Source organism: Mesorhizobium sp. CNPSo 4684, assembly GCF_057784315.1.
The window spans coordinates 19,399-42,215 of the sequence record NZ_JBWLUX010000010.1; the positions used below are offsets into that span (position 1 = coordinate 19,399).

The 22,817-nt window shown below is 63.1% G+C and carries 28 protein-coding genes and 1 pseudogene; 9 read left to right on the forward strand and 20 right to left on the reverse strand.

Translation table 11 applies throughout. The annotated features are described in order from the left end of the window. Positions 1 to 51: 51 nt before the first annotated feature. From AC04SG_RS10920 to coxB, 9 genes and pseudogenes are all read right to left on the reverse strand, one after another. Positions 52 to 807: an SURF1 family protein gene (locus AC04SG_RS10920; protein WP_488551027.1), complete on the reverse strand. Its 756-nt coding sequence runs from the start codon at positions 805 to 807 to the stop codon at positions 52 to 54. After that, a complete protein-coding gene (locus tag AC04SG_RS10925) occupies positions 804 to 1,190 on the reverse strand; it encodes a DUF983 domain-containing protein (RefSeq protein WP_112563894.1) in 387 nt (128 codons plus the stop codon). Before AC04SG_RS10925 ends, AC04SG_RS10920 begins: the two co-directional genes overlap by 4 nt. 22 nt (positions 1,191 to 1,212) lie before the next feature. After that, positions 1,213 to 1,341, reverse strand: a pseudogene (locus AC04SG_RS10930) (L,D-transpeptidase family protein); the annotation flags it as partial. 95 nt (positions 1,342 to 1,436) lie between these two features. Further along, positions 1,437 to 2,318: a cytochrome c oxidase subunit 3 gene (locus AC04SG_RS10935; protein WP_142866750.1), complete on the reverse strand. Its 882-nt coding sequence runs from the start codon at positions 2,316 to 2,318 to the stop codon at positions 1,437 to 1,439. Position 2,319: 1 nt separating this feature from the next. Then, positions 2,320 to 2,946: a cytochrome c oxidase assembly protein gene (locus tag AC04SG_RS10940; RefSeq protein ID WP_142866751.1), complete on the reverse strand. Its 627-nt coding sequence runs from the start codon at positions 2,944 to 2,946 to the stop codon at positions 2,320 to 2,322. A gap of 8 nt (positions 2,947 to 2,954) precedes the next feature. Continuing rightward, complete coding sequence (locus tag AC04SG_RS10945) at positions 2,955 to 3,116, reverse strand: hypothetical protein (protein ID WP_488551028.1); 162 nt, start codon at positions 3,114 to 3,116, stop codon at positions 2,955 to 2,957. Next, positions 3,113 to 4,057, reverse strand: coding sequence for a heme o synthase (locus AC04SG_RS10950; protein ID WP_352560068.1), 945 nt, complete (start codon positions 4,055 to 4,057; stop codon positions 3,113 to 3,115). Before AC04SG_RS10950 ends, AC04SG_RS10945 begins: the two co-directional genes overlap by 4 nt. Before the next feature lie 70 nt (positions 4,058 to 4,127). Next, a complete protein-coding gene (ctaD, locus tag AC04SG_RS10955) occupies positions 4,128 to 5,780 on the reverse strand; it encodes a cytochrome c oxidase subunit I (RefSeq protein WP_192256330.1) in 1,653 nt (550 codons plus the stop codon). A gap of 38 nt (positions 5,781 to 5,818) precedes the next feature. Beyond that, positions 5,819 to 6,715 (reverse strand): cytochrome c oxidase subunit II, encoded by an 897-nt coding sequence (coxB, locus tag AC04SG_RS10960; protein ID WP_488551029.1) that lies wholly within the window; start codon positions 6,713 to 6,715, stop codon positions 5,819 to 5,821. 364 nt (positions 6,716 to 7,079) lie between these two features. Here coxB and AC04SG_RS10965 point away from each other — a divergent pair, with 364 nt between their 5' ends. The 6 genes from AC04SG_RS10965 (at position 7,080) to AC04SG_RS10990 (ending at position 11,199) form a co-directional block, all read left to right on the forward strand. Continuing rightward, on the forward strand, positions 7,080 to 7,628 hold the full coding sequence (locus AC04SG_RS10965) for an invasion associated locus B family protein (protein ID WP_488551030.1): 549 nt from the start codon (positions 7,080 to 7,082) through the stop codon (positions 7,626 to 7,628). Between the two features lie 6 nt (positions 7,629 to 7,634). Beyond that, complete coding sequence (locus AC04SG_RS10970; protein ID WP_488551031.1) at positions 7,635 to 8,132, forward strand: GNAT family N-acetyltransferase; 498 nt, start codon at positions 7,635 to 7,637, stop codon at positions 8,130 to 8,132. 83 nt (positions 8,133 to 8,215) lie between these two features. Continuing rightward, positions 8,216 to 9,628, forward strand: coding sequence for a metalloprotease TldD (gene tldD, locus AC04SG_RS10975; protein WP_488551032.1), 1,413 nt, complete (start codon positions 8,216 to 8,218; stop codon positions 9,626 to 9,628). 75 nt (positions 9,629 to 9,703) lie between these two features. Next, positions 9,704 to 9,979, forward strand: a complete 276-nt coding sequence (locus AC04SG_RS10980) for an AbrB/MazE/SpoVT family DNA-binding domain-containing protein (RefSeq protein ID WP_142866757.1) — start codon at positions 9,704 to 9,706, stop codon at positions 9,977 to 9,979. Beyond that, positions 9,966 to 10,355 (forward strand): type II toxin-antitoxin system VapC family toxin, encoded by a 390-nt coding sequence (locus AC04SG_RS10985; RefSeq protein ID WP_488551033.1) that lies wholly within the window; start codon positions 9,966 to 9,968, stop codon positions 10,353 to 10,355. The genes AC04SG_RS10980 and AC04SG_RS10985 overlap by 14 nt, the downstream gene beginning before the upstream one ends. A 190-nt stretch (positions 10,356 to 10,545) precedes the next feature. Continuing rightward, entirely contained in the window at positions 10,546 to 11,199 is a 654-nt protein-coding gene (locus AC04SG_RS10990) for a transglutaminase-like cysteine peptidase (RefSeq protein WP_488551034.1), read from the forward strand. Positions 11,200 to 11,206: 7 nt separating this feature from the next. Here the strand turns inward: AC04SG_RS10990 and AC04SG_RS10995 are convergent, their stop codons facing one another. Both AC04SG_RS10995 and AC04SG_RS11000 read right to left on the reverse strand, forming a co-directional pair. Further along, positions 11,207 to 12,442 carry a class I SAM-dependent RNA methyltransferase gene (locus tag AC04SG_RS10995; protein WP_488551035.1) on the reverse strand — a complete coding sequence of 412 codons (1,236 nt, stop codon included), beginning with the start codon at positions 12,440 to 12,442 and terminating at the stop codon, positions 11,207 to 11,209. Continuing rightward, positions 12,439 to 13,203, reverse strand: a complete 765-nt coding sequence (locus AC04SG_RS11000) for a TlyA family RNA methyltransferase (protein ID WP_488551036.1) — start codon at positions 13,201 to 13,203, stop codon at positions 12,439 to 12,441. Before AC04SG_RS11000 ends, AC04SG_RS10995 begins: the two co-directional genes overlap by 4 nt. A gap of 267 nt (positions 13,204 to 13,470) precedes the next feature. Here AC04SG_RS11000 and AC04SG_RS11005 point away from each other — a divergent pair, with 267 nt between their 5' ends. Beyond that, a complete protein-coding gene (locus tag AC04SG_RS11005; protein ID WP_488551037.1) occupies positions 13,471 to 13,884 on the forward strand; it encodes a GFA family protein in 414 nt (137 codons plus the stop codon). 86 nt (positions 13,885 to 13,970) lie between these two features. Continuing rightward, the gene (locus AC04SG_RS11010) at positions 13,971 to 14,330 is read left to right on the forward strand and encodes a GFA family protein (RefSeq protein ID WP_488551150.1); all 360 of its coding nucleotides are present in this window, start codon (positions 13,971 to 13,973) and stop codon (positions 14,328 to 14,330) included. Here AC04SG_RS11010 and AC04SG_RS11015 read toward each other — a convergent pair. The 8 genes from AC04SG_RS11015 to AC04SG_RS11050 all read right to left on the reverse strand — a co-directional run bounded on the left by AC04SG_RS11015 (position 14,327) and on the right by AC04SG_RS11050 (position 20,983). After that, complete coding sequence (locus tag AC04SG_RS11015) at positions 14,327 to 14,611, reverse strand: hypothetical protein (protein ID WP_488551038.1); 285 nt, start codon at positions 14,609 to 14,611, stop codon at positions 14,327 to 14,329. The two genes, AC04SG_RS11010 and AC04SG_RS11015, sit on opposite strands and share 4 nt — an antisense overlap. A gap of 172 nt (positions 14,612 to 14,783) precedes the next feature. Next, a complete protein-coding gene (gene dxs / locus AC04SG_RS11020; RefSeq protein ID WP_352560091.1) occupies positions 14,784 to 16,697 on the reverse strand; it encodes a 1-deoxy-D-xylulose-5-phosphate synthase in 1,914 nt (637 codons plus the stop codon). 109 nt (positions 16,698 to 16,806) lie between these two features. Next, the gene (locus tag AC04SG_RS11025) at positions 16,807 to 17,727 is read right to left on the reverse strand and encodes a pirin family protein (RefSeq protein WP_477349748.1); all 921 of its coding nucleotides are present in this window, start codon (positions 17,725 to 17,727) and stop codon (positions 16,807 to 16,809) included. Between the two features lie 10 nt (positions 17,728 to 17,737). After that, entirely contained in the window at positions 17,738 to 18,004 is a 267-nt protein-coding gene (locus AC04SG_RS11030) for a DUF2277 domain-containing protein (protein ID WP_488551039.1), read from the reverse strand. 45 nt (positions 18,005 to 18,049) lie between these two features. After that, positions 18,050 to 18,301, reverse strand: coding sequence for an exodeoxyribonuclease VII small subunit (locus tag AC04SG_RS11035; protein ID WP_142866766.1), 252 nt, complete (start codon positions 18,299 to 18,301; stop codon positions 18,050 to 18,052). 3 nt (positions 18,302 to 18,304) lie between these two features. Continuing rightward, complete coding sequence (locus AC04SG_RS11040; protein WP_488551040.1) at positions 18,305 to 19,231, reverse strand: histone deacetylase family protein; 927 nt, start codon at positions 19,229 to 19,231, stop codon at positions 18,305 to 18,307. A 71-nt stretch (positions 19,232 to 19,302) separates the two neighbouring features. Next, the gene (locus AC04SG_RS11045) at positions 19,303 to 20,280 is read right to left on the reverse strand and encodes a hypothetical protein (protein ID WP_488551041.1); all 978 of its coding nucleotides are present in this window, start codon (positions 20,278 to 20,280) and stop codon (positions 19,303 to 19,305) included. A gap of 94 nt (positions 20,281 to 20,374) precedes the next feature. Further along, positions 20,375 to 20,983 (reverse strand): TetR/AcrR family transcriptional regulator, encoded by a 609-nt coding sequence (locus AC04SG_RS11050; RefSeq protein ID WP_488551042.1) that lies wholly within the window; start codon positions 20,981 to 20,983, stop codon positions 20,375 to 20,377. A gap of 119 nt (positions 20,984 to 21,102) precedes the next feature. Here AC04SG_RS11050 and AC04SG_RS11055 point away from each other — a divergent pair, with 119 nt between their 5' ends. Continuing rightward, positions 21,103 to 22,326 (forward strand): MFS transporter, encoded by a 1,224-nt coding sequence (locus AC04SG_RS11055; RefSeq protein WP_488551043.1) that lies wholly within the window; start codon positions 21,103 to 21,105, stop codon positions 22,324 to 22,326. 63 nt (positions 22,327 to 22,389) lie between these two features. Here the strand turns inward: AC04SG_RS11055 and AC04SG_RS11060 are convergent, their stop codons facing one another. Beyond that, a complete protein-coding gene (locus tag AC04SG_RS11060) occupies positions 22,390 to 22,812 on the reverse strand; it encodes a hypothetical protein (protein WP_488551044.1) in 423 nt (140 codons plus the stop codon). Between the last annotated feature and the right edge of the window lie 5 nt (positions 22,813 to 22,817).

Genomic DNA, 22,817 nt, shown 5'->3' on the forward strand with positions numbered 1-22,817 from the left:
TCGTGAGGCGAAATGAGGTGTGCACCCCTGCCCTGTCAAGGGCGGCTGGCATCATTCAGGCTTTGCCGGGCGGCGCAACCTGATGATCAGAACCGCGGCAAGGGCGGCGGCAAGGCCATACCAGGTGAACGCATATTGCAAATGCGAGTTCGGCAGATCGATGATGGTGATGCCGCCGACCGGCAGCCCACCGGGGTTCGGCGTCTTGTCGGCGTCGATGAAGATCGGCACCAGCACGGCACCCGCGGGCATGCCCGCACTTGCCGCCATGACGTCGCGGTCCTTCCAGTAGAAGATGTTCTTGGCCACATCATTGTCGGGCAGCATCATCGACGGCTTTGCCGGCAGCGGATTGCGCGCCAAGCCGGTGACCGTCACCTTGCCCGTCACCTGCCCTTGCGGGCGTTTGGCGGCGTCCTTGAGATCGTAGGGCACGAAGCCGCGGTTGATCAGCACGAAGCGGCCATCGTCGAGCGCCAGCGGCGTGTAGACATTGAAGCCGGCGTCACCGTCCCAGGTGGCGTAGAAGTGCCGCTCTCCGGAATGCAGGAACCTCCCGCTGACGGTGACCGGCGTGTAGTCGACATCGCCGGTGGCGGCGAATTCCTTCTCGACGTCCGCCAGTGGCCGTGGCGCCGAGTGGGTGCGCTGGTCGATGGTCGCCAGCAGGCCTTCCTTCCAGTGCAGGCGCTGCACCTGCCAGGTGCCTAGCCCCAGCAGGATGACGAACAGCACCAGGCCGAGGCCGAGCAGCAACGCCGTCTTCGGCCGCGAACGGCCGGTGGTTTTGGCCAGCGCCTCGCTCATTGCTCGTGGTCCAGCCGGCCTTCAGCAGCCTTGTTGGTGTATTGTAGCGTCAGCAGCACGCCTTTGATCAGCCTCAGCGCCGTCAGACACAGCGCCACCGCCAGCGGTATCCAGATGATGAAATGCAGCCAGAGCGGCGGGCTCAGCGTCACCTCCACCCACAGCGCCAACCCGACGATGATGAAGCCGATGATCAGGATGACGAACACGGCCGGGCCATCGCCGGCATCGGCATAGGAATAGTCGAGGCCGCAATTCATGCAGCGCTTGCCGACGGTCAGGAAGCCGGAGAACAGCCGCCCTTCGCCGCAACGCGGACACCGGCCGTGCAGGCCGGCCGAAATCGGCTCGATGGGTGGCCAGATCGCCCTATCTTCACTCACGGATAGTGTCTTCGCTCATGTTCTACGGCTCAATTTCGATCGGCGTTCCATCCGGCACCATAGCCCAGATTTCATCCATGTCGGAGTCGGTACCCCCAATGCAGCCATCGGTCCAGTCGACCAATTGAAGCAGCCAGCCCAGCCAACCGAAGCAGTAGACCATGATGGGCGCAAAAAGAAGAAAGGCGGCCGCATTGCCGCGGCCGCCTCTCTGATTCCTTGGGGTTAACTCCCCGATGAAAGCCGTCAGTGGCCTTCGATCAGCGCGCCGGCCGATCCCCAGACATAGATCGCGCTGAACAGGAACAGCCAGACCACGTCGACGAAGTGCCAGTACCAGGCAGCCGCCTCGAAGCCGAAATGCTGCTTCGGCGTGAAGTCACCCTTCATGGCGCGGATCAGGCAGACCAGCAGGAAGATGGTGCCGATGATCACATGGAAGCCGTGGAAGCCGGTCGCCATGAAGAAGGTGGCGCCATAGATGGAATCCTTGAAGCCGAACGGCGCGTGAATGTACTCGTAAGCCTGCACCATGGTGAACAGCATGCCGAGGCCGACGGTCAGCACCAGGCCGTTGATCAGGCCTTTGCGGTCGCCATGGATCAGCGAGTGGTGCGCCCAGGTCACCGTCGTGCCCGACAAAAGCAGGATGATGGTGTTGTAAAGCGGCAGATGGAAGGGATCGAGGACCTCGAGACCCTTCGGCGGCCAGACGCCGCCGGTAAAGGCGGTGCGGGCATATTGCTGCACCTCGCCCGGAAACAGGCTGGCATCGAAATAAGCCCAGAACCAGGCGACGAAGAACATCACTTCCGAAGCGATGAACATGATCATGCCGTAGCGCAGATGCAGCGACACGACACGCGTGTGATGCCCTTCATGCGCTTCCTTGATCGTGTCCGACCACCAGGCGAACATGGTGTAGAGGACGATGACCAGGCCGATGAAGAACAGCCATGGATTGGCGATGTTGTGGCCGAAGACCGGGAAATCGCCATTCTTGAGATACTGCATCAGGGCGACGCCGCCAACGGCGGTGACCAGCGCGCCGATAGAGCCCAGGAAGGGCCACGGGCTCGGGTTGACGAGATGGTAGTCGTGTTGTGGTTTTGCGTGCGCGTCTGCCATATCAACCCCCGAGATTTGCTTCGGTATCTGAAACTTTGGTGGTGCTGTCCGGCGCCGATGAAGCGACCGGTTTGTTCTTTTCGACCGGGAACATGGTGTAGGACAGGGTGATCGTCTTCAAGTCCTTCAGTTCCGGCACGTTGACGATGTCTGGATCCACATAGAACACGACCGGCATGTCCAGCGTCTCGCCGGGCTTCAGTGTCGTGTCGGTGAAGCAGAAACACTCGACCTTGTTGAAGTAAGGGCCTGCCAGCTCCGGCTGCACGTTGAAGGTGGCGCGGCCGGTGACGGCGCGGTCGAACTTGTTGGTGGCGCTGTAATGCGCCTGTGTGGTCTCGCCGATCTTGATGGTGACCGAGCGGGCGACCGGCTGGAACTGCCAGGGAATGCCATTGGTGTTGGCGTCGAAGCGCACGGTGATGTCGCGGTCGAGGATGCGGCCGGCATATTGCTTCTCGGCGCGCTGCGTGGTGCCGCCATAGCCGGTGGCCTGGCAGAACATCTTGTAGAGCGGCACCGCGGCGTAGGCCATGCCGATCATGCCGCCGAAGAAGGCGACGCAGACGGCGGCGACAACGCGGTTGGTGTTTTTCTTCCCGGGGTCGGTCATGGTCTGGCGGGTCATCGTCGGCCTCACATCGATCCGGTATGGCCGAATTTGACGATGGTGATGACGTAGAAAACGACAACCAGCGCCGCCAGCGCCAGGCCGATCGCGGCCGAACGGTTGCGCCGCGCCTTCTGCTGGCGCTCGGTCAGCGTGACCAGTTCAAGCTTCTTGTCGATCATGGTCATGCTCCACCGATGGCCAGAGCGCGACCGACGACGCAGTCGGCCAGATAGATGGCGAAGATCGCAAACAGGTAGAGCAGCGAATAGGCAAACAGCGCCTTGGCCGGCTTCATGACGCGGTCGTCATCGGTCATACGCAGCACTTTCCAGGCATACCAGACAAAGCCGGCGCCGAGCGCCAGCGAAGCGATACCGTAGCCCGCGGTGGTGAAACCGAGCACCCAGGGCAGCACGCCGATCGGCGCGAGGATCAGCGCATAGGCAAAAATCTGGCGGCGGGTCGAGGCCTGGCCGGCGATAACAGGCATCATCGGGATGCCGGCCTTGGCGTAGTCGTCGGACTTGAACAGCGCCAGCGCCCAGAAATGCGGCGGCGTCCACAGGAAGATGATCAGGAACAGGACGAGGCTTTCGAAGCTGACCGTTCCGGTCACTGCCGCCCAGCCGATCACCGGCGGAATGGCGCCGGCGGCACCGCCAATGACGATGTTCTGCGGTGTCGAGCGCTTCAGCCACATCGTATAGACGACGGCGTAGAAGAAGATGGTGAAGGCGAGCAGCGCCGCCGACAGCCAGTTGACCAGCACGCCAAGCGTCATCACCGACAGCGCCGACAGCACAAGGCCGAAACTCAAGGCCTCGCCGGGCAGGATGCGGCCGGACGGGACCGGCCGGCCGGCGGTCCGGCTCATTACGGCATCGATGTCGGCGTCGTACCACATGTTGAGCGCGCCCGAGGCGCCGGCGCCAATGGCGATCGCCAGGATTGCGACCATCGCTATCAGCGGGTTGACGGTCACGGGCGCCGCCACCATGCCGACAAAGGCCGTGAACACCACCAGCGACATGACGCGCGGCTTCAAGAGGGCGAAAAAGTCGCCCGCAGTGGCTTCCGAAATTCGAAAGCCCGCTTCGTCAATCAATGGGTCGTCGACCAGGGCCATGCGTAGTTGAGTCCAATCATTCCGTTGGCCGAAACCGCCGGCGGGCCGGCGGTTTCGTATTCGGGCTGCCTTACTTGATCTTCGGCAGCTGTTCCCACTGGTGGAAGGGCGGCGGCGAAGGCAACTGCCATTCGAGCGTCGTTGCACCCTCGCCCCATGGATTGGCGCCGGCCACCCGCTTCTTCTGGAAGGCTTCGAAGACGCCATAGAGGAAGATCACCACGCCGACGGCCGAGATATAGGAACCGTAGGACGACACCATGTTCCAGCCGGCAAACGCGTCGGGATAGTCGATGGTGCGGCGCGGCATGCCGGCGAGGCCGAGGAAATGCTGCGGGAAGAAGATCAAATTGACGCCGACGAAGGTGACCCAGAAGTGGGTGTTGGCGATCACCGGCGAGTACATGTAGCCGGTCATCTTCGGGAACCAGTAGTACCAGCCGGCGAAGATGGCGAACACCGCGCCCAGCGAAAGCACGTAGTGGAAGTGAGCGATGACGAAATAGGTGTCATGCAGCGAGCGGTCGAGGCCGGCATTGGCGAGCTGGACGCCGGTGACGCCGCCGACCGTGAACAGGAAGATGAAGCCGAGCGCCCACAGCATCGGCGTCTTGAACGAGATCGACCCGCCCCACATCGTCGCGATCCAGGAGAAGATCTTCACGCCCGTCGGCACCGCGATGACCATGGTGGCGAAGACGAAGTAGCGCTGCGTGTCGAGCGACAGGCCGGTCGTGTACATGTGGTGCGCCCAGACGATGAAGCCGACGGCGCCGATCGCGACCATGGCGTAGGCCATGCCGAGATAGCCGAACACCGGCTTCTTCGAGAAGGTCGAGACGATATGGCTGATGATGCCGAAGCCCGGCAGGATCAGGATGTACACCTCGGGGTGACCGAAGAACCAGAACAGGTGCTGGAACAGCAGCGGGTCGCCGCCGCCGTCCGGGGTGAAGAAGGTGGTGCCGAAATTGCGGTCCGTGAGCAGCATGGTGATGCCGCCGGCCAGAACCGGAAGCGACAACAGCAGCAGGAAGGCGGTGATCAGCACCGACCAGGCAAACAGCGGCATCTTGTGCAGCGTCATGCCCGGCGCGCGCATGTTGAAGATGGTGGTGATGAAGTTGATGGCGCCGAGGATCGACGAGGCGCCGGCAATGTGGATCGACAGGATCGCCAGATCCATGGCCGGTCCGGGCTGGCCGGAGGTCGACAGCGGCGGATAAAGCGTCCAGCCGCCACCGACGCCGTAGGCGCCGGGCGCGCTCGGCATGAAGGCCGAGGCGATGAGCAGGATGAAGGCCGGCGGCAGCAGCCAGAACGAGATGTTGTTCATGCGCGGGAAAGCCATATCGGGCGCGCCGATCATGATCGGCACCATCCAGTTGGCGAAGCCGCCGATCAGCGCCGGCATGACCATGAAGAAGATCATGATCAGCGCGTGCGCGGTGCCGAAGGCGTTGTACATGCTCTTGCCGCCATCGATGGCGGCGTCGCCGTTCATGCCGTAGACCATCTGCGCCAGACCGGTGAAGATCTGGATGCCGGGCTCCTGCAGCTCCATGCGGATGACGACCGAAAGCGCGCCGCCGACGATGCCCGCGAAGATCGCGAAGATCAGATAGAGCGTGCCGATGTCCTTGTGGTTGGTGGAGTACACCCACCGGACCCAGCCATGATAGGGCTTGTGGTCGTGGTCGTCGTGAGCTGCAGCTTCTGCCATGGTCGGCTCCGTTCCCTAATTCTTGCTAACCCGCGGCATCAATTGCCGGCGGCCGCTACCTTGTTGGTACCGTCGACCTCGGCCATCAGCGCCTTGTTGGCGCCGGGAAGGTCGGTCTTGGCTGCTGCCAGCCAGGTCTTGTATTGCGCGTCGGAGACGACGCGGATGGCGATCGGCATGAAGGCGTGGTCCTTGCCGCAGAGCTGCGAGCACTGGCCGTAATAGAGGCCTTCCTTTTCCGCCTTGAACCAGGTCTCGTTGGTGCGGCCGGGAACCGCGTCCATCTTGATGCCGAAGGCCGGCATGGCGAAGGAGTGGATGACGTCGGTGGCGGTGACTAGGACACGGGTCATGGTGTTGACCGGCACCACCAGCTCGTTATCGACCGCCAGCAGGCGCGGATAGACCTTGCGGTCTTCCTTGCCGATCGCCGCGCGATCGGCATCCTGAAGGATGGCCGAGTTGAAGGAGAGCGTGTTCTCGGTCTGATACTCATAGTCCCAGTTCCACTGATTGCCCGTCGCCTTGACGGTCAGCTTGGCCTCTTCCGGCGGCGTGTACTGCGCGGTCAGGAGTTGGAACGAGGGAATGGCGATGAAGAGCAGGATCACGACCGGCCCGACGGTCCAGATAATCTCGATCAGCGTGTTGTGGCTGGTCCTGGACGGAACCGGGTTCGCGCTGGCGCGGAACCTGAAGATGCACCAGGCAAGCAGAGCCAGAACCAGCACGGTGATCGGGACGACGAACCACATCGTGTAGTTCCCGAACCACTCGATCTGCCGCATCATGTCGGTCGCCGGCGGCTGAAAACTCATCTCCCATGGCTGCGGCTGGGCCGCATGAGCGGAGGCACCGGCGAAAAATGCGGCGGCAGCAGCTGCTGTTGCCATCAATTTGGCGCTTGTTGGGAATTTTCTCATCGCCGTCATCATCTCCCGGTTCCCTGCCGTCGTGGCGCAGGAATATCGTACATCGCCGGGATGGGAATCCCGGACAGTCCCAAGGCTGGTTCAAACCATACTCTATTTCCCTCCGCAAGAAAGGAGCGGGCAAAACCGTGCGGCATTTTTGCGCGCAAGCGCGAGCGCGCCGTTTCAACGGCCTCGCGGCTTGCGCGGATCGTCGACAGATAGGCTATGCGGGCTTGTGGCCGGAATGCGCCCGACGGTCGCAATTCGGGCGAATTTGCTAGGGAAAAGCGCATTATTGCGCTTGCCGGGGCTGACCGGCGGTCGCCCTATCCTTTACTTGGCCTTGGCGCGGCTTAAAGTGCCGTGATTCGCTAATGGAGCCGTCATGACCTCTTGGCTTTCGAGAAACTCCTGGCTTTCGAGAAGCGGGGCGAAGGTCATCTTTCTCGCCGCCCTGATCGGTATCGGCTCGTCCGCAACCGGCACTGCCAATGCAGCGCAGCCGAGCGGCACGGTCAAGTCGACGCATGGCGCGTGGTCGATCATCTGCGACACGCCGGCCGGCGCCACTTCGGAACAGTGCGTGATGATGCAAAACGTTGTCGCCGAGGATCGCCCGGAAATGGGACTTTCGGTCGTGGTGCTGCGCACCGCCGACAACAAGGCCGAGATCCTGCGCGTGCTGGCGCCGCTCGGCGTGCTGCTGCCCAACGGGCTCGGCCTCAATGTCGACGGCAAGGATATCGGCCGCGCCTATTTCGTGCGCTGCTTCCAGGATGGCTGCTATGCCGAGGTCATTCTTGAAAAGCCGCTGCTCGACACGCTGAAGACCGGGACGTCGGCCACCTTCATCGTCTTCCAGACGCCGGAAGAAGGCATCGGCATCCCCGTCGACCTCAAAGGCTTCGCCGACGGTTTTGCCGCCCTGCCGTGAGCCCAATTGTCCGTGGCCCTGAAGCTGCTCGCTCCCGACGATTTCGAGACCTTCAAGCGAATTCGCCTGGAGGCTTTGCGTGTTTGCCCCGAAGCCTTCGCCAGCAGGCTTGCGGATTGGGAAAGTCTGCCGGATGAGGAATGGCGGCAGCGCCTGACGAACAACCCGGTTGTCGTCAGCCTCAGCGGCGATGAACCCGTCGGCATAATGGGCCTGATGCGGCAGCAGGCCAGCAAGATGGCGCACCGCGCCACCATCATCATGGTTTATGTGCGCGACACAGAGCGCGGCGGCGGGCGTGCCGTTGCGATGCTCGATTTTTTGCTCGACCATGCCCGGAGATTGGGTATCAGGCAGGTCGAACTGGCGGTAAGCGCGGAAAATCCGGCGGCAACGCGATTTTATCAACGCGAAGGTTTTCATGAAATCGGCCGCATCCCCGCCGGCTTTCTTTACGAAGGCCGGGAGATTGACGAAATCATGATGGCGCGGCGGCTGACTTAGGGGCTTCTGTGTTTCCGTCGCGGAGATTGCCGAACAGCGCCCCGGCGCCTACATGCGGTGAAACCGTTGTTGAAGGATCCACCATGAACAGCCTGATCGGCCAATTCGACATTTCAGACGATCGCATCAAGCGGATCGTCGCCGACACCCTTAACGGCGCCGATGACGGTGAGCTGTTCCTCGAATACAGCGAGAGCGAAGCGCTGATGTTCGACAATGGCAAACTGAAGACCGCCAATTTCAACACCGACCAGGGTTTTGGCCTGCGTGCGGTGGCCGGCGAGGCGAGCGGCTACGCCCATTCCAGCGATCTTTCCGAAGCGTCGCTGCTGCGCGCGGCGGACGCGGTGTCGACCGTCAAGGGCGGCTATTCCGGCACGCTTGCCGCCGCCCCTGTCCGCACCAACCGCCATCTCTACGGCGACGAGAACCCGATCCCCTCGCCTTCCTTCGAGGTCAAGGCCAAGCTGTTGCAGGAAATCGACGCCTGGCTGCGGGCCGAGGATCCGCGCGTGCGCCAGGTGACGGCCTCGCTCGCCGCGTCCTGGCAGCATGTCGAGATCGTGCGCGCCGACGGCCAGATGGTGCGCGATATCCGCCCGCTGGTCCGCATCAACGTCTCCGTCGTGGTCGGCGATGGCGACCGCCAGGAAAGCGGCTCCTACGGCATGGGCGGGCGCAAGGCGTTCGGCGAGTTCCTGGTCGAGGACAGTTGGAAGCATGCGGCCAAGGAAGCGCTCAGGCAGGCGCTGGTCAATCTCGAAGCGATCCCGGCCCCGGCCGGCACGTTCGACATCGTGCTGTCCAGCGGCTGGCCGGGCGTCATGCTGCACGAGGCCGTCGGCCACGGGCTGGAAGGCGATTTCAACCGCAAGAAGACGTCGGCCTTCGCCGGCCTGCTCGGCCAGCAGGTGGCGGCCAAGGGCGTCACCGTCGTCGATGACGGCACCATGCCCGAGCGGCGCGGTTCGCTGACCGTCGACGATGAAGGCACGCCATCGGCCCGCAACGTGCTGATCGATGACGGCAGACTGGTCGGCTACATGCAGGACCGCCAGAACGCCCGGCTGATGGGCATGAAGGCGACCGGCAATGGCCGGCGCGAAGGCTATGCGCACCAGCCGATGCCGCGCATGACCAACACCTACATGACGGCGGGCGACATGGAGCCGGACGAGATCATCGCCTCGGTCAAGAACGGCATCTATGCCGTCTCCTTCGGCGGCGGCCAGGTCGACATCACCTCGGGCAAGTTCGTGTTCGGCTGCACCGAGGCCTACATGATCGAGAACGGCAAGGTGACGCAGCCGATCAAGGGCGCCATGCTGATCGGCAACGGGCCGGACGCCATGCACCGCGTGTCGATGATCGGCAACGACATGAAGCTCGACAACGGCATCGGCATGTGCGGCAAGGCCGGCCAGGGCGTGCCGGTCGGCGTCGGCCAGCCGCATCTCAGGATGAACCAGATGACGGTGGGCGGCACCAGGGTTTGAGGTGCCAACCCGCCAGGCTTGAATAGCTGACGCAATAAGGATATCTTACCTTTGTCTTACACAAAGGCGTGCGCGATGGCTGCTACAGAAAAGCTTACAACGACCGTCTCCACCAAGGGACAGGTAATCCTGCCCAGTGCGATCCGGAAGCGCAAAGATTGGGGTGCGGGCACACGCCTGCAGGTCGAAGATACGCCGGACGGAGTGCTTTTGAAATTGGCGCCGGCCTTTGCCCCGACGCGACCAGAAGATGTCTTCGGTGTCCTACCGCACAGTGGCAGGCCGAAGACTCTGGAGGAGATGGACGCGGCCGTCCTTGCGGAAGCCCGGCGGCGCAATGCTCGCGATTGATACCAACGTTATCGTCAGGTATTTGACGAACGACGATCCGGAGCAGTCCCCGCGAGCCCGGCGGCTGATCGATGGTCAACCCGTCTTTGTCGCCGTCACGGTAGTCCTGGAGGCCGAATGGGTGCTGCGCAGTGCCTATGGCTATGGCCAAGCCGCGGTCGTGGGCGCGCTGCGACGGTTCGGCGGGTTGCCCACGGTTGAACTGGAAGACGCTGCGATTGTCTCCTCTGCGCTCGATCTGTCCGAAGCGGGAATGGATTTTGCAGATGCGCTGCATCTGGGGAAAGCAGCTCATTGTGCTAGCTTTGCAACCTTTGACCGCAGTTTCCTGAAGGCTGCAAAGGCGGCCGGACATGATGGCGTGCAGGAAGCATAGCAAAGAGGCGCGCCGGTAGCGGCCTGCCATTCGACGTCACCCCGAATGCGCAGGCTGTTTTCCAACTTCAAATCTCAGCCGGCACCTTGAAGCGAACACAATTCACATTAGGAAATTAGTAACTGTTGAACTGCCTGGGCTGCCGTTTGCGCACAAACGCCGTACCCAGCTTCTCGTTGCGGTGTTGGTGATGGCAATGCGGCCCGGCGTCCTGGCTCTCCTCCTTGGCTTCGTTTCCTTGATTGGCGCGACAGCGCTGCAAGCCGGTCCGGCGGCGGCACAATCGACATGGTTTAAGGCGCGGTCGACGCAATCCGCTGCCGCTGTCGGCGGAAGCACCAGCGTTCCCTACGGCTGGGTCGATTTCTGCCATCGCCGGCCAAAAGAGTGCAAGGTGCCCGCTCTGCCGGCCGCCGATGTCAAGCTGACCGCGCAGAAGCTGAGCATCCTCAAGCGGGTCAATCAGAAGGCGAACAGATCCATCAAGCCCGTCAGCAACTTCGATCACTGGGGCACCATGGAAGACCACTGGGACTATCCTGTGGACGGCAAGGGGGACTGCAAGATCTACGCGCTCTACAAGCGCAAGCTGCTTCTGCAGGCAGGTTTCCCCCGGCAGGCGCTGTTGATGACGGTGGTGCGCGACCTCAACAATGAAGGCCACACCATCCTGACGGTGAAGACCGACAAGGGCGATCTTGTCCTCGACAATCTGGTCGATGAGATCAGGCCCTGGAACGCGACGGGCTATTATTTCCTGAAACGCCAGTCGCAGCAGAACCCAAACAATTGGGTGTCGATCAACCAACGCGGCGGCACGCCGAAACGGATGTCGCCAAGCTAGGCTGCGGCTACCGCCGTCTCTTTGGCTTCTCCAGCAGCGCCACCGCCTCGACATGCGGCGACCAGAGGAACTGGTCGATCGGCGTGACGCTTTTCAGCACGTAGCCGCCATCCATGAGGATGCGTAAATCCCGGGCCAGCGTCACCGGGTTGCAGGAGACGGCGGCGACGAAGGGCACGTCGGAGCGGGCGATCTGCTTCGACTGGTCTTCGGCGCCGGCGCGCGGCGGGTCGAAGACGACACCGTCGAAGGCGTTCAGTTCCTTGAACGTCAGCGGGCGCCGGAACAGGTCGCGGCGTTCGCCGGTTACGCGCTTCAGGCCCGTGGCGAAGCGTGATCCGCGGTCGAGCGCCGAAAGGGCGGGTGCGTCGCCTTCGACCGCGTGGACCTCGGATTTCGCCGCCAGCCGAAGCGCAAAGCTGCCGCAGCCGGCGAAGAGATCCGCGACTTTCTTGGCGCGTTTCAGATGTCCGCCAACAATGTCGGCCATCGTCTGTTCGGCGGCTTCGGTGGCCTGCAGAAAGGCGCCGGGCGGCACTGCGACAGCGACGGTTCCGAACATGACCACCGGCTTTTTCGGCTCGATGACGATCTCGTCGTCGATCGAAAGCCGGGCAAATCCATTGGCCATGACGAAGTTGGAGGCGACCCGGCGCTGGTTCTCGCCCAGTTTGCCTGACTCATAGACCGCGACGTCGAGGCCCGAACCCGTCACCGTGACCACCATGCGGAACGACTTGGTGGTGGCGCAAACCAGGTCGGCGACCGATCGCAAGCGATCGAGTGCTGCGACGATCTCCGGCAGCGAGATCGGGCATTCCTCGATCGGGATGATTTCCGGCGACAGATGGCGATGGAAGCCAAGCAGCATACCGGTGTCGGCGCGCCGGGCGGCAAGCACGACGCGGCGGCGTGTGTGGGGTGCACACGGCACCAAGGCGCCGATGTCGCTGGCAATGCCCTTCAAGGCATGCACCACCTTGTCGCGTTTCCACTGGTGGTAGGCGTCGGCTTGCAGATGCTGGACGGCGCAGCCGCCGCATTCTGTGAAATGCCGGCAGGCCGGGTCGATACGCAGCGGCGAGGCTTCCAGCACCGCCATCAGAGTGGCGCGATCCCTTTCGCGCGCCGCGGTGACAGTTTCGCCCGGCAGCGTGAAGGGAATGAACAGCTCGCCGGTTTCCGTCTCGGCGACGCCATCGCCTTGCGAGCCCAATCTCTTGATGGTGAAGCGCGTGCTCATCGGTCCTTGATCCCACCGAGCAGGAATTCGCGGTTGCCGTCGCCGCCTTCGATCGGCGACATGTGCAGACCCAGTGTACGCCAGCCAGGGACGCCTTCGAGCCATTCCTGCAGCAGGCCGGCAACGCGGGCGGCGTCATAGGGGTCTTTCAGCAGGCCACCCTTGCCGATCGCCTCGCGGCCGGCCTCGAATTGCGGCTTGACCAGAAACACCGCTCGCGCTCCCGGCCTGGCGATGGCAAGCGCCGGCGGCATCGCCAGTTTCAGCGAAATGAAGCTGACGTCGGAAACGATGAAATCCGGGATACGGCCGCCGAGATCAGCGGCCGTGAGCTCGCGGGCGTTCAAACCCTCGATCACGGTGACGCGCGGGTCGGACGAGACATCGGGATGCATCTGGGCGTGGCCGACATCGATTGCCGTAACGTGGACCGCACCGCGTTCCAGCAGCACCTGCGTGAAGCCGCCGGTCGAGGCGCCGATATCAAGGGCTTCCGAGCCCGAGGGATCAAGACTGAAATGGTCGAGCCCCGCAATCAGCTTCAGCGCCGCGCGCGAGACATAGCCCTGCGCGGGATCGTCGATGACGATGAGGCATTGCGGCAGGACGGTCTGGCCGGGCTTGCGGGCGACCACGCCGTCGACTGAGACAGTTCCACGCTCGACCGCGTCGCGGGCGCGCGAGCGGCTTGCAAACAGGCCGCGCTGGACGAGCAATTCGTCGAGCCGCTGGCGTGTGCTGGCTGGCAGAGGGGAGTTCATCGGCCTTCATGGCGAAAGCCGGTCGCGAAGGCAAGGACATTGGGATGGGAGGTGAGAAAAGCTGGCCGCCCGCCGCCGGTTGATTATCGCGCAAAGTCCGGCAAGATGGCCAGGCGGGTGGACGAGGCATGCGAAGTACGAATGCTGATGTGAACCTGCCATTGCGGCGCCCGCGCGCTGGACGTTTGGAGGCGATCCCTAACGACACTTCATGCAATGCCGTGCGCGCACGTTAAACCACCGTCATTGCGATAGAGGGGACAAGTCATGGCCAAGAAGTATACTGCGAAGTGCGCCTGCGGCGCCGTCAAGTTCGAGTTTGATACCGATCCCACTTTCATTGCAATTTGTCACTGCCTCGACTGCAAGAAGGCTTCCGGCGGCGAAGCTGCGACGTTTTTCGCCGTGCCAGAGGATGATTTCACGCTGATCAGCGGCAAACCGAAAGCGTTTCACTATATCGCCAATTCGGGCAATGGGCTCGACCGGAATTACTGCCCGGAATGCGCCGCGCGGGTATTCACGGACCATCTCGAAGGGTTCCCCGGCACGGTGTTCGTCCAGCTCGGAAGTCTCGACCGCCCCGAGTTGATCGCGCCGAAACTCGAGATGTTCACCAGGCGTCGTCTCGGATGGGTAAAGCCACTTGACCTCCCCCAGTTCGAGAACATGCCCAGTTGAAGGAATGCCCAGGCGGATGGACGAGGCAATGCCTAGGAGGCTGAATGCTGAAGGGAACCTGCCATTGAGGCGCCGCCCACTGGACCCTGGAGGGCGACCCCGGCCCGATCACCGCTTGCAACTGCACGCTTTGCCGCCGCTACGGCACGCTGTGGGCCTATGATTTTGTCGACGAGCGCATCCGCGTTGCGGGACCTCTGCTTTCCTATACGCGGGCCGGCAAGGAGACGCCGTCTTTCGAAATCCTGTTCTGCCCGACCTGTGCCTGCGTGCTTGCCTGGCGCGGCTTGCGCAGCAGCGACAGCGGCCGCACGCGGATTGCCGTGAATGTCAGGCTGGCGCCGCCCGAGGCGGTCGCGGACCTACCGATCGATCATTTCGACGGGCTGGACACTTTTGACGATCTACCGCGCGATGGGCGCTGCGTGCGCGATATGTGGTTCTAGAAAATGGTGCGCGAAACCTCACGCTCGACGGCGGGCGTCAGCCCGTCACCGGCGTCGCCGAAAGCCTGCTTGGGCGAGCTCTCGACGGACGCAGCCGATACGTCCGGCACGACGACGAGCTGCGGCACATGCTTGTAGGAAAAGCCGCCCCTGATGTTGCCCATCTTGCCGGCGACGATCTCGACCACCGCCTGTTCGAGCTTGCGGTCATAGCGGGTTTCGGCCACGGCCGGCGCGGCGATGACAGCCAAAAGGGCCGCGCCGCACAGAAGCATTCGCATTGTTTTTTAACTCCCTGCCTTGGTCGGGTTCTAGCAGGGCGGCGTTGAAAAACGGCCAAAAGACACGGTAAGCGAAACGCCAAAGGGCAGCGTTAACAGAGCGTTATGCCGGCAAGCGGCAAAATGCATCAGAGGTGTGAGATTTTGATTCAGGCGCGTTGCGCGAGATTTGTCAGGCGCGTTGCGCGCGCGCGGAATGGCCAAGCGCAACGAACACGGTGCGCACGATGCCTGCGGCGTCTAGCCCGGCGTCGGCATACATTTTTTCCGGCTTGGCGTGGTCGGTGAACTCGTCCGGCAGCACCAGCGGCCGCACTTTCAGGCCGCTTTCGAGCAGGCCTTCATGGGCGAGGAACTGCAGCACATGGCTGGCGAACCCGCCGACAGCGCCCTCTTCCACCGTCACCAGCACTTCGTGCGAACGGGCGAGACGGCGGATCAGATCCTCATCGAGCGGCTTGGCAAAGCGGGCGTCGGCAACCGTCGTCGAAAGCCCGGCAGCGCCGAGTTCCTCGGCGGCGATTAGGCAGTCCTGCAGCCGTGTGCCGAAGGAGAGCAGCGCCACCTTGGTGCCTTCCCTGACGATGCGGCCCTTGCCGATTTCGAGCACCGAGCCGCGCTCCGGCATGTCGACGCCGACACCGTTGCCACGCGGATAACGGAAGGCAATGGGGCCTTCGTCGTAATAGGCGGCGGTGCGCACCATGTGGCGAAGCTCCGCCTCATCGGCAGCCGCCATCACCACAAAGCCCGGAAGCGTCGCCAGGAAGGTGGTGTCGAAGGCGCCGCAATGGGTGGCGCCGTCGGCACCGACAAAGCCGGCGCGGTCGATCGGGAAACGCACCGGCAGTTTCTGGATCGCCACGTCGTGGACGACTTGGTCATAGGCGCGCTGCAGGAAGGTCGAGTAGATGGCGGCGAAGGGCTTGTAGCCTTCGGTGGCGAGGCCGGCGGCAAAGGTCACCGCATGTTGCTCGGCGATGCCGACATCGAAGGTCCGGGTCGGAAACACTTCGCCGAACAGGTCCAGGCCGGTGCCGTTCGGCATGGCGGCGGTGACGGCGACGATGCGGTCGTCGGCGTGCGCTTCCTGGATCAGGCTTTCGGCGAACACCTTGGTGTAGGCCGGCGCATTGGCCGGCGCCTTGGTCTGCGCGCCGGTGATGACGTCGAACTTGTTGACGCCATGATATTTGTCGGGCGCGGCCTCGGCCGGGCCGTAACCCTTGCCCTTCTGGGTCACGACATGGATCAGCACCGGGCCGTCGGCATTATCACGGACATTTTTCAAGACCGGGATCAGATGTTCGAGATTGTGCCCGTCTATCGGGCCGATATGGTAGAAGCCAAGCTCCTCGAACAGCGTGCCGCCGGTGACGTAGCCGCGCGCATGTTCGACCGCCCGCGTGATGGCGCGATCGGCTCGCTTGCCCAGATAGGAGGTCAGTTTCTTGCCGAAATCGCGCAGGCCGAGATAGGTCTTGCCTGAGGCGAGCCGCGCCAGATAGGCGCTCATGGCGCCGGTCGGCGGGGCGATCGACATGTCGTTGTCGTTGAGGATGACGATCAGGCGGGCATCGAGCGCGCCGGCATTGTTCAATGCTTCAAATGCCATGCCGGCCGACATGGCGCCATCGCCGATGACGGCAATGACATTGTTGTGGCCGCCCGAGAGGTCGCGCGCCATGGCCATGCCGAGGCCGGCGGAAATCGAGGTGGAGGAGTGGGCGGCGCCGAACGGGTCGTATTCGCTCTCGGCGCGGCGGGTGAAGCCGGACAGGCCGCCCTCCTGGCGCAGCGTGCGGATGCGGTCGCGGCGACCGGTCAGGATCTTGTGCGGATAGGCCTGGTGGCCGACATCCCAGATCACGCGGTCTTCCGGCGTGTTGAAGACATAGTGCAGCGCCACGGTCAGTTCGACGACACCGAGGCCGGCGCCGAGATGCCCGCCCGTATGCGAGACGGCATCGATCAGCTCGGCGCGCAGCTCCGAGGCCAGCTGCGGCAGCTCGCTTTCGTCAAGCTTCTTCAGATCGGCTGGAATGCGGACCTTGTCGAGAAGCGGCGTGTGCAGCGTTGCGTTCACTGTTTAGGAGCCTGCCCAGCTATTTTCGTTCATGCGCGTTGATCATGGGCGAAATATGCCTCCGCCCGCCGAATGTAAATGCGTGTCAGTGACGCGGGTGTTGCTGACGTTAATTGTCCGGTAACGGAATGAACTCTTCCTCATCTCCAGGAACGATATCGAAGCGGCCCGTCTTCCATTCCTGCTTGGCCTGTTCGATACGCTCCTTCGACGACGAGACGAAATTCCACCAGATGTGGCGTGGAGAGCCGAGCGATGCCCCACCAAACAGCATGAAATGGGCGCCGCGTTCGGATGAGACGACGAGTTCGTCGCCGGGCCGGAACACCAGCAGACGCTCGGCCGGAAAGCGGTCCCCCGATATCGAGACATCGCCGTCCAGCGTGTAGATGGCGCGTTCCTCGGCGTCGGCGGGAATTTTCACACTGGCGCCGGGCGCCAGGCGCAGATCGGCGTAGAGCGTCTCGGTGTCGGCTCTTACCGGCGAGCGCAAACCCTGGAAATCGCCGATCACAACGCGACCGCTGACGCCTTCGGCGTCGATTTCGGGCAGATGCAGCGCCGCGGTGTTCTCGAACACCGGCGCCACCTCCTCCTTGCCGTCGGGCAGCGCCAGCCAGGTCTGCAGGCCGGAGACCGACATCGGCGCGCCGCGCAATTCTTCGGGTGTGCGCTCGGAATGAACGATGCCGCGGCCGGCGGTCATCAAATTCACGTCGCCGGGCTGGATGACCATCTCGGTGCCGAGCGAGTCGCGGTGCCTGATCTTGCCGTCGAACAGATAGGTGACGGTGGAAAGCCCGATATGCGGGTGTGGCCGGACATCGAGCGCCTGGCCGGCGCGCAATATGGCCGGACCCATGCGATCGAAGAAGATGAAGGGACCGACCAGGCGCCGCCTTGCCGTCGGCAGAGCGCGGCGAACCTGAAAACCGTCAATGTCCTTGGCGTTCGGAATGACCATCAGCTCAATCTGGTCGCTGGCGAAGGCGTCGCCAGGCTCAGGGTCCCGGCCGGGGAAAAAACTCATCTGGATATCCTCAGGCGAAGCGCAGCGCCGATTTGGCTTTTGCCTTGGCTGCCACCTCTTCGCGATTGCGCGGATGGTGTGTGGTTTCCAGCGAATGCAGCAATTCATGCGCCGATGCAGCGATCGCCTCGACGGCGCGATCGAAGGCGGCCTGATTGCGTTGCGAGGGGCGCGTCGTTCCGCTCAATTTGCGCACGAACTGAAGGGCGGCGTCGCGGATCTCGTCATGGGTCGCCGGCGGATCGAAATTGAACAGGGTCTTGATGTTTCTGCACATGCTTGAACTCCTTACCTGCTTTCTCTGCCCGCCCCGTTTGACAAATTACTCCGCGTCGAGCGGCTCGGTTCCCACCGGCTTGCCGTCACGCGACAGCCTGATCTTCTCGACCTTGTCTTCGGCCGACTTCAGCAGCCGGTCGCAATGGGCCTTCAGCGCCTCGCCGCGTTCATAGATCCTGATCGACTGATCGAGCGGCACGTCGCCGCGTTCGAGATCATCGACGATCTTTTCGAGCGCGTCGAGTGCCTGCTCGAAGCTCATCGCCTTGACGTCTTCATTTGCTTCGCCAGCCATAGTCTATCCCTTCATCAGCCGCCCGACATGGGCGGCGACCGAAAATGCCAATCCCTGCAGATCGTAGCCGCCCTCGAGCAGGCTGACGAGCCGGTTGCCGCTGTGGCGCCCGGCGCGTTCCAGCAACTGGCCGGTCGCCCAGTCGAAATCGTCCTCGCTGAGGTTGATCTCGGCCAGCGGGTCGCGATGGTGGGCGTCGAAGCCGGCGGAAATAATGATCAGGTCAGGCGCAAAATTGTCGAGCGCCGGCAGGACACGCGACAGCAAGGCATCGCGGAACATGTCCGAGCCGGTCTGTGGCGCCAGCGGCGCGTTGACGATATTGCCGGCGCCGATTTCGGTCTTGGCGCCCGTGCCGGGATAGAGCGGCATCTGGTGCGTAGAGCAGTAAAGCACCGACGGATCGTCCCAGAAAATGTCCTGCGTGCCGTTGCCGTGGTGCACGTCCCAGTCGACGATGGCGACGCGTTCGGCGCCATGTTTCTTCTGCGCATAGCGCGCAGCGATCGCCGCGGTGTTGAACAGGCAAAAGCCCATGGCGGTGGTCTTTTCGGCGTGGTGGCCGGGCGGACGCGCGGCGACGAAGGCGTTGGCAATACGGCCCTCGAAGACATCGTCGACGGCGGCATTGGCCGCACCGATGGCGGTGACCACCGCTTGCCAGCTTTTCGGGCTGGCGCTGGTGTCGGCGTCGATCGGGGCAATGCCACTCTCGGGGATCGCGGCGCGGACGCGGGCGACGAAATCCTCGGGGTGGGCATAGAGAATGGTGGCCTCGTCGCCTTGCGGCGCCGTGACCCGGTCGAGCGCCGCAAAGGCCTCGTCGTCGAGCACGCGCTCGATGGCGCGCAAGCGGTCGGGCCGCTCCGGATGACCGGGCGGCGTCAGATGTTCGAGGAAGATCGGATGGGTGTAGAGCCTTGTGACCATGACCCGATATAGGCGCGCCCGGCCGCTTTGACCATGGTTTGACGCCGCGTCGCCTCGACGTTCAACAGGGTTTAGGTGCTCGGCTGCGTCCAGCGCGAGCCGCCGAATGAGGCCAGCGCCTTGTCCCTGAGCTCCCGGAACTTGGACGACGCCTCGGCCAGCCGCTGGTCCCACTCGGCGTTCGGCACCTGGCCTTCAATGGTCTTGAAATAGACCTGCATCAGGCAGGCGATGGCGAAGGGTTCGATGAATGCCGCCTTGAAGGCCCAGGCCAGCAGGATCGCCAGCACGAAGGCCCAGCCGCCGAGCTGCCCCGGAATGAACCACATGATGGCGGCGGCCGGCGCCAGCATCAGCAGGAAGATGACGAAGGACACGCCCCACATGATCACCGCCAGCCAGACCGCGTTCTTGACCATGGTCTTGCCGTTCTGGGCATAGAGCACGACGCCTTGCCGCGCCGTCTCGAAGGGCGAGGACGAGTTGATGCGGATGTTGTAGCCCAGGATGATCTCGTCGACATAGGTCAGCGACAGGCGGATGACCGTGTTGATGAAGGCGACCAGGCCGCCCAGACCCGGAATGGGCAGGAAGGCGGCGATGCCGCCGATCAGGCCGGTGATGGCGCGGATGGCGCCCTTGACCAGCTGATCGAGTACGAAAAGGATGTTGGCCTCGGCGAAACGCTCCTTCACCACATCCTTGGCATAGGCGATCTGGTCCTGGCCATTGGGGATGTCGCGGCCGTCGATCAGATGCACCATGACGACGATATGCCCGGCCTTGACGACGTAGAGGATGTATTCGCGGACCCAATAAAGCGCGATCGAAACGACGCCGATGCCGACGATGCCGCCCCACAGCGCAAACGACAGCGGCCCGTCGGGATCGGTGGAGATATGGCCAACGCCATAGCCGACGGAGGCGCCGCTACCGGTCGCCACGATGTAGGCGAGCGTGATGCCGAAATAGACGATCATGCGAAAGACGATGAATGGCCATGTCCTGATCATGATGGACACCGACCTGCCGATATCGAAATCCCACATGCGCCCGAATCTCCCCTCAGAGATGGCTGGGGAGGATGAGCCTGGGTCGAAAATTGTCAATCTCGGCAAATGCCGGGCCTCGGCCGGTGAGATTTCAGACCGGCTGCGGACCCTGCTTCTTGAGCAGCCCCTCTAGCAACTGCTTGAAGGCCGCAACCACGGTCTTCGACGTCGCTTCGGGGTCGCTCGAATTGGCTATGCGCTGCGCCGCCTGGCTGCTGGCGCCGTTGATCAGCCGCGCAGCGGTTTCGGGGTCGACGCCGGGCACGACCACCCCCTCCTGCTGCAGACTGGTCAGATGATCGGTCATTGAACCGACGCAGGCATTGGCATTCGGCCAAAGTGCTGGATCCCCCAGCACGGCCGGGCCATCCCTGAACATGATGCGCTGGATTTCGGGCTCCAGCGCCATTTCGATATAGGTCGTGCATTCGTCGACGAAATGCTGCCAGCGGGTCGGCGCTTTCGACGCGATCTCATTTATGCGAACCGCCATCTCGCCGTCGATCTCGGCGATGACCGCCTGCAGCAGCCCCTTCTTGTCGCCGAAATGATGGTAGAGCGCGCCGCGCGTCAGCCCGGCCGAGGCGGTGAAATCGTCCATCGAGGCCTCGGCATAGCCGATCGTGCCGAAGGCATGGCGGGCCGCCGTGATCAGCTTGGCGCGCGTTTCGGCGATCATCTCCTTGCGGGGTCTGTGCATGGTTCTGGCCCTATTCACATACGCATCGTATGCCAATTGACATACGCCGCGTATGCACTATCTTAAAATCATACGCATCGTATGTAATTGTTGAATTGGCCTTTGTCGAGGAGCCCGCAATGCAAAACCCCTACGCCGAAATCTTTCGTGCCCCCGGAGCCAAGGGCTTTGCCAGCGCCGGCTTCCTGGCGCGCCTGCCGATCGCCATGGCGCCGATCGGAATCGTGGCAATGCTGTCGCAAACGCATGGCGAATACTGGCTGGCCGGCGCCGTCGCGGCGGCCTTCGCGCTGAGCAACGCTTTCGTGGCACCGCAAATCTCACGGCTGGTCGACCGCCTCGGCCAGACGCGGATCGTGGTTCCCACCACCATCGTCACCGTACTCGCCTTCGCGGTGCTGATTGCGGCAGCCAATCAGGATTGGCCCATATGGACATTGTTCGTGTCGGCATTGGCGGCTGCCGCCATGCCCAGCATGCCGGCCATGGTGCGCGCGCGCTGGACCGAGATTTTCCGCGGCCGGCCGCAGATGAACACCGCTTTCGCCTTCGAGTCGGCTGCGGACGAACTCGTCTACATCGCCGGCGCATCGCTGTCGGTGGGCTTGAGCGCCGCGCTCTTCCCGGAAGCTGGTGTTCTGGTGAGCACGCTGTTCCTCGCCATCGGCTCGACAGCTTTCATCCTGCAGCGCTCGACCGAGCCGCAAGTGCGGCCGGTGGATCGTGTCACAAGCGGCTCGGCAATCCGGCTGCGCCCAGTGCAGATCATCACCTTCGCCCTGATCTTCGTCGGCGCCACCTTCGCGACGACGGAAGTGAGCACGGTGGCGATCACCAAGGAACTCGGCCAGCCGGGCGCCGCCAGCCTCGTCATCGGCGTCTATGCGCTGGGATCGTTCGTGCTCGGCCTCGTTGTCGGCGCGCTCAATCTGAAGGCACCGCTGCAGCGCCAACTGGCCATCGCGGTCGCTCTTGTCGCGCTCGGCACTTTGCTCCCCCTGACGGCCGGCACCGTGCCGGTGCTGGCGCTGACCGTGTTCGTCAGCGGCGTGGCGATTTCGCCGACCTTCATCACCGCCTTCGGCCTGATCGAGCGGCACGTGCCGGAAGCGATGCTGACCGAGGGCATCACCTGGGTGATGACCGGGATCGGCATCGGCATGGCGCTGGGCTCGTTTGCCGCCGGCGCGGTGGTGGACGAGTTCGGCGCCCGGAACGGGTTCTGGGTCTCGGTCGCGGCCGGCACTATCGCACTGGTCACGGTGCTGGCCGGACAGCGCAGCCTGGCCACCCATGAATGCGAGCTGGACGGATGCGAGGCTGCCGCCGTTCCCGCGGAATAGGAGCACAAGCGTCCGGTTCAGCTCACGGACCGGACGCCGTTCACCTTGAAGAAGCCGGGCTTCCTAGGACTGTTCAAACCTGTTGCGAATCTCGTCCCCATCAACAACGACGACGGGACTTCCCAGTGTCTCGACCATATCCGGGTTCAGATGGGGTATTGTTTCAGCGCGCCCGACCAAGGGCGGGCATTCTCCAGCGCAATAAACGACCGAACTGGTGACGCGCACGATTTTCCACAACGCATCGTAGAGGCGCGGATCGTCTGGCGGCCGCGCGATGGTGAAGCCGGAACATTGCGAGGCGTCATCGGGGTCCAGATTGAGATAGAGGTCGGCCGACGAAGCAACGTCATAGGTGACGACCCAGCATGAGAATTCAGCTTCACGCCTGGTGATGAACGGCGCGAAGGCTTCCTCGATGATCGAAGTGGGGAAGTAGCTCTCTTCGCCGCCTTCAAAGTAATTGAGGTATGCCTCGAAGCTCATCCGAT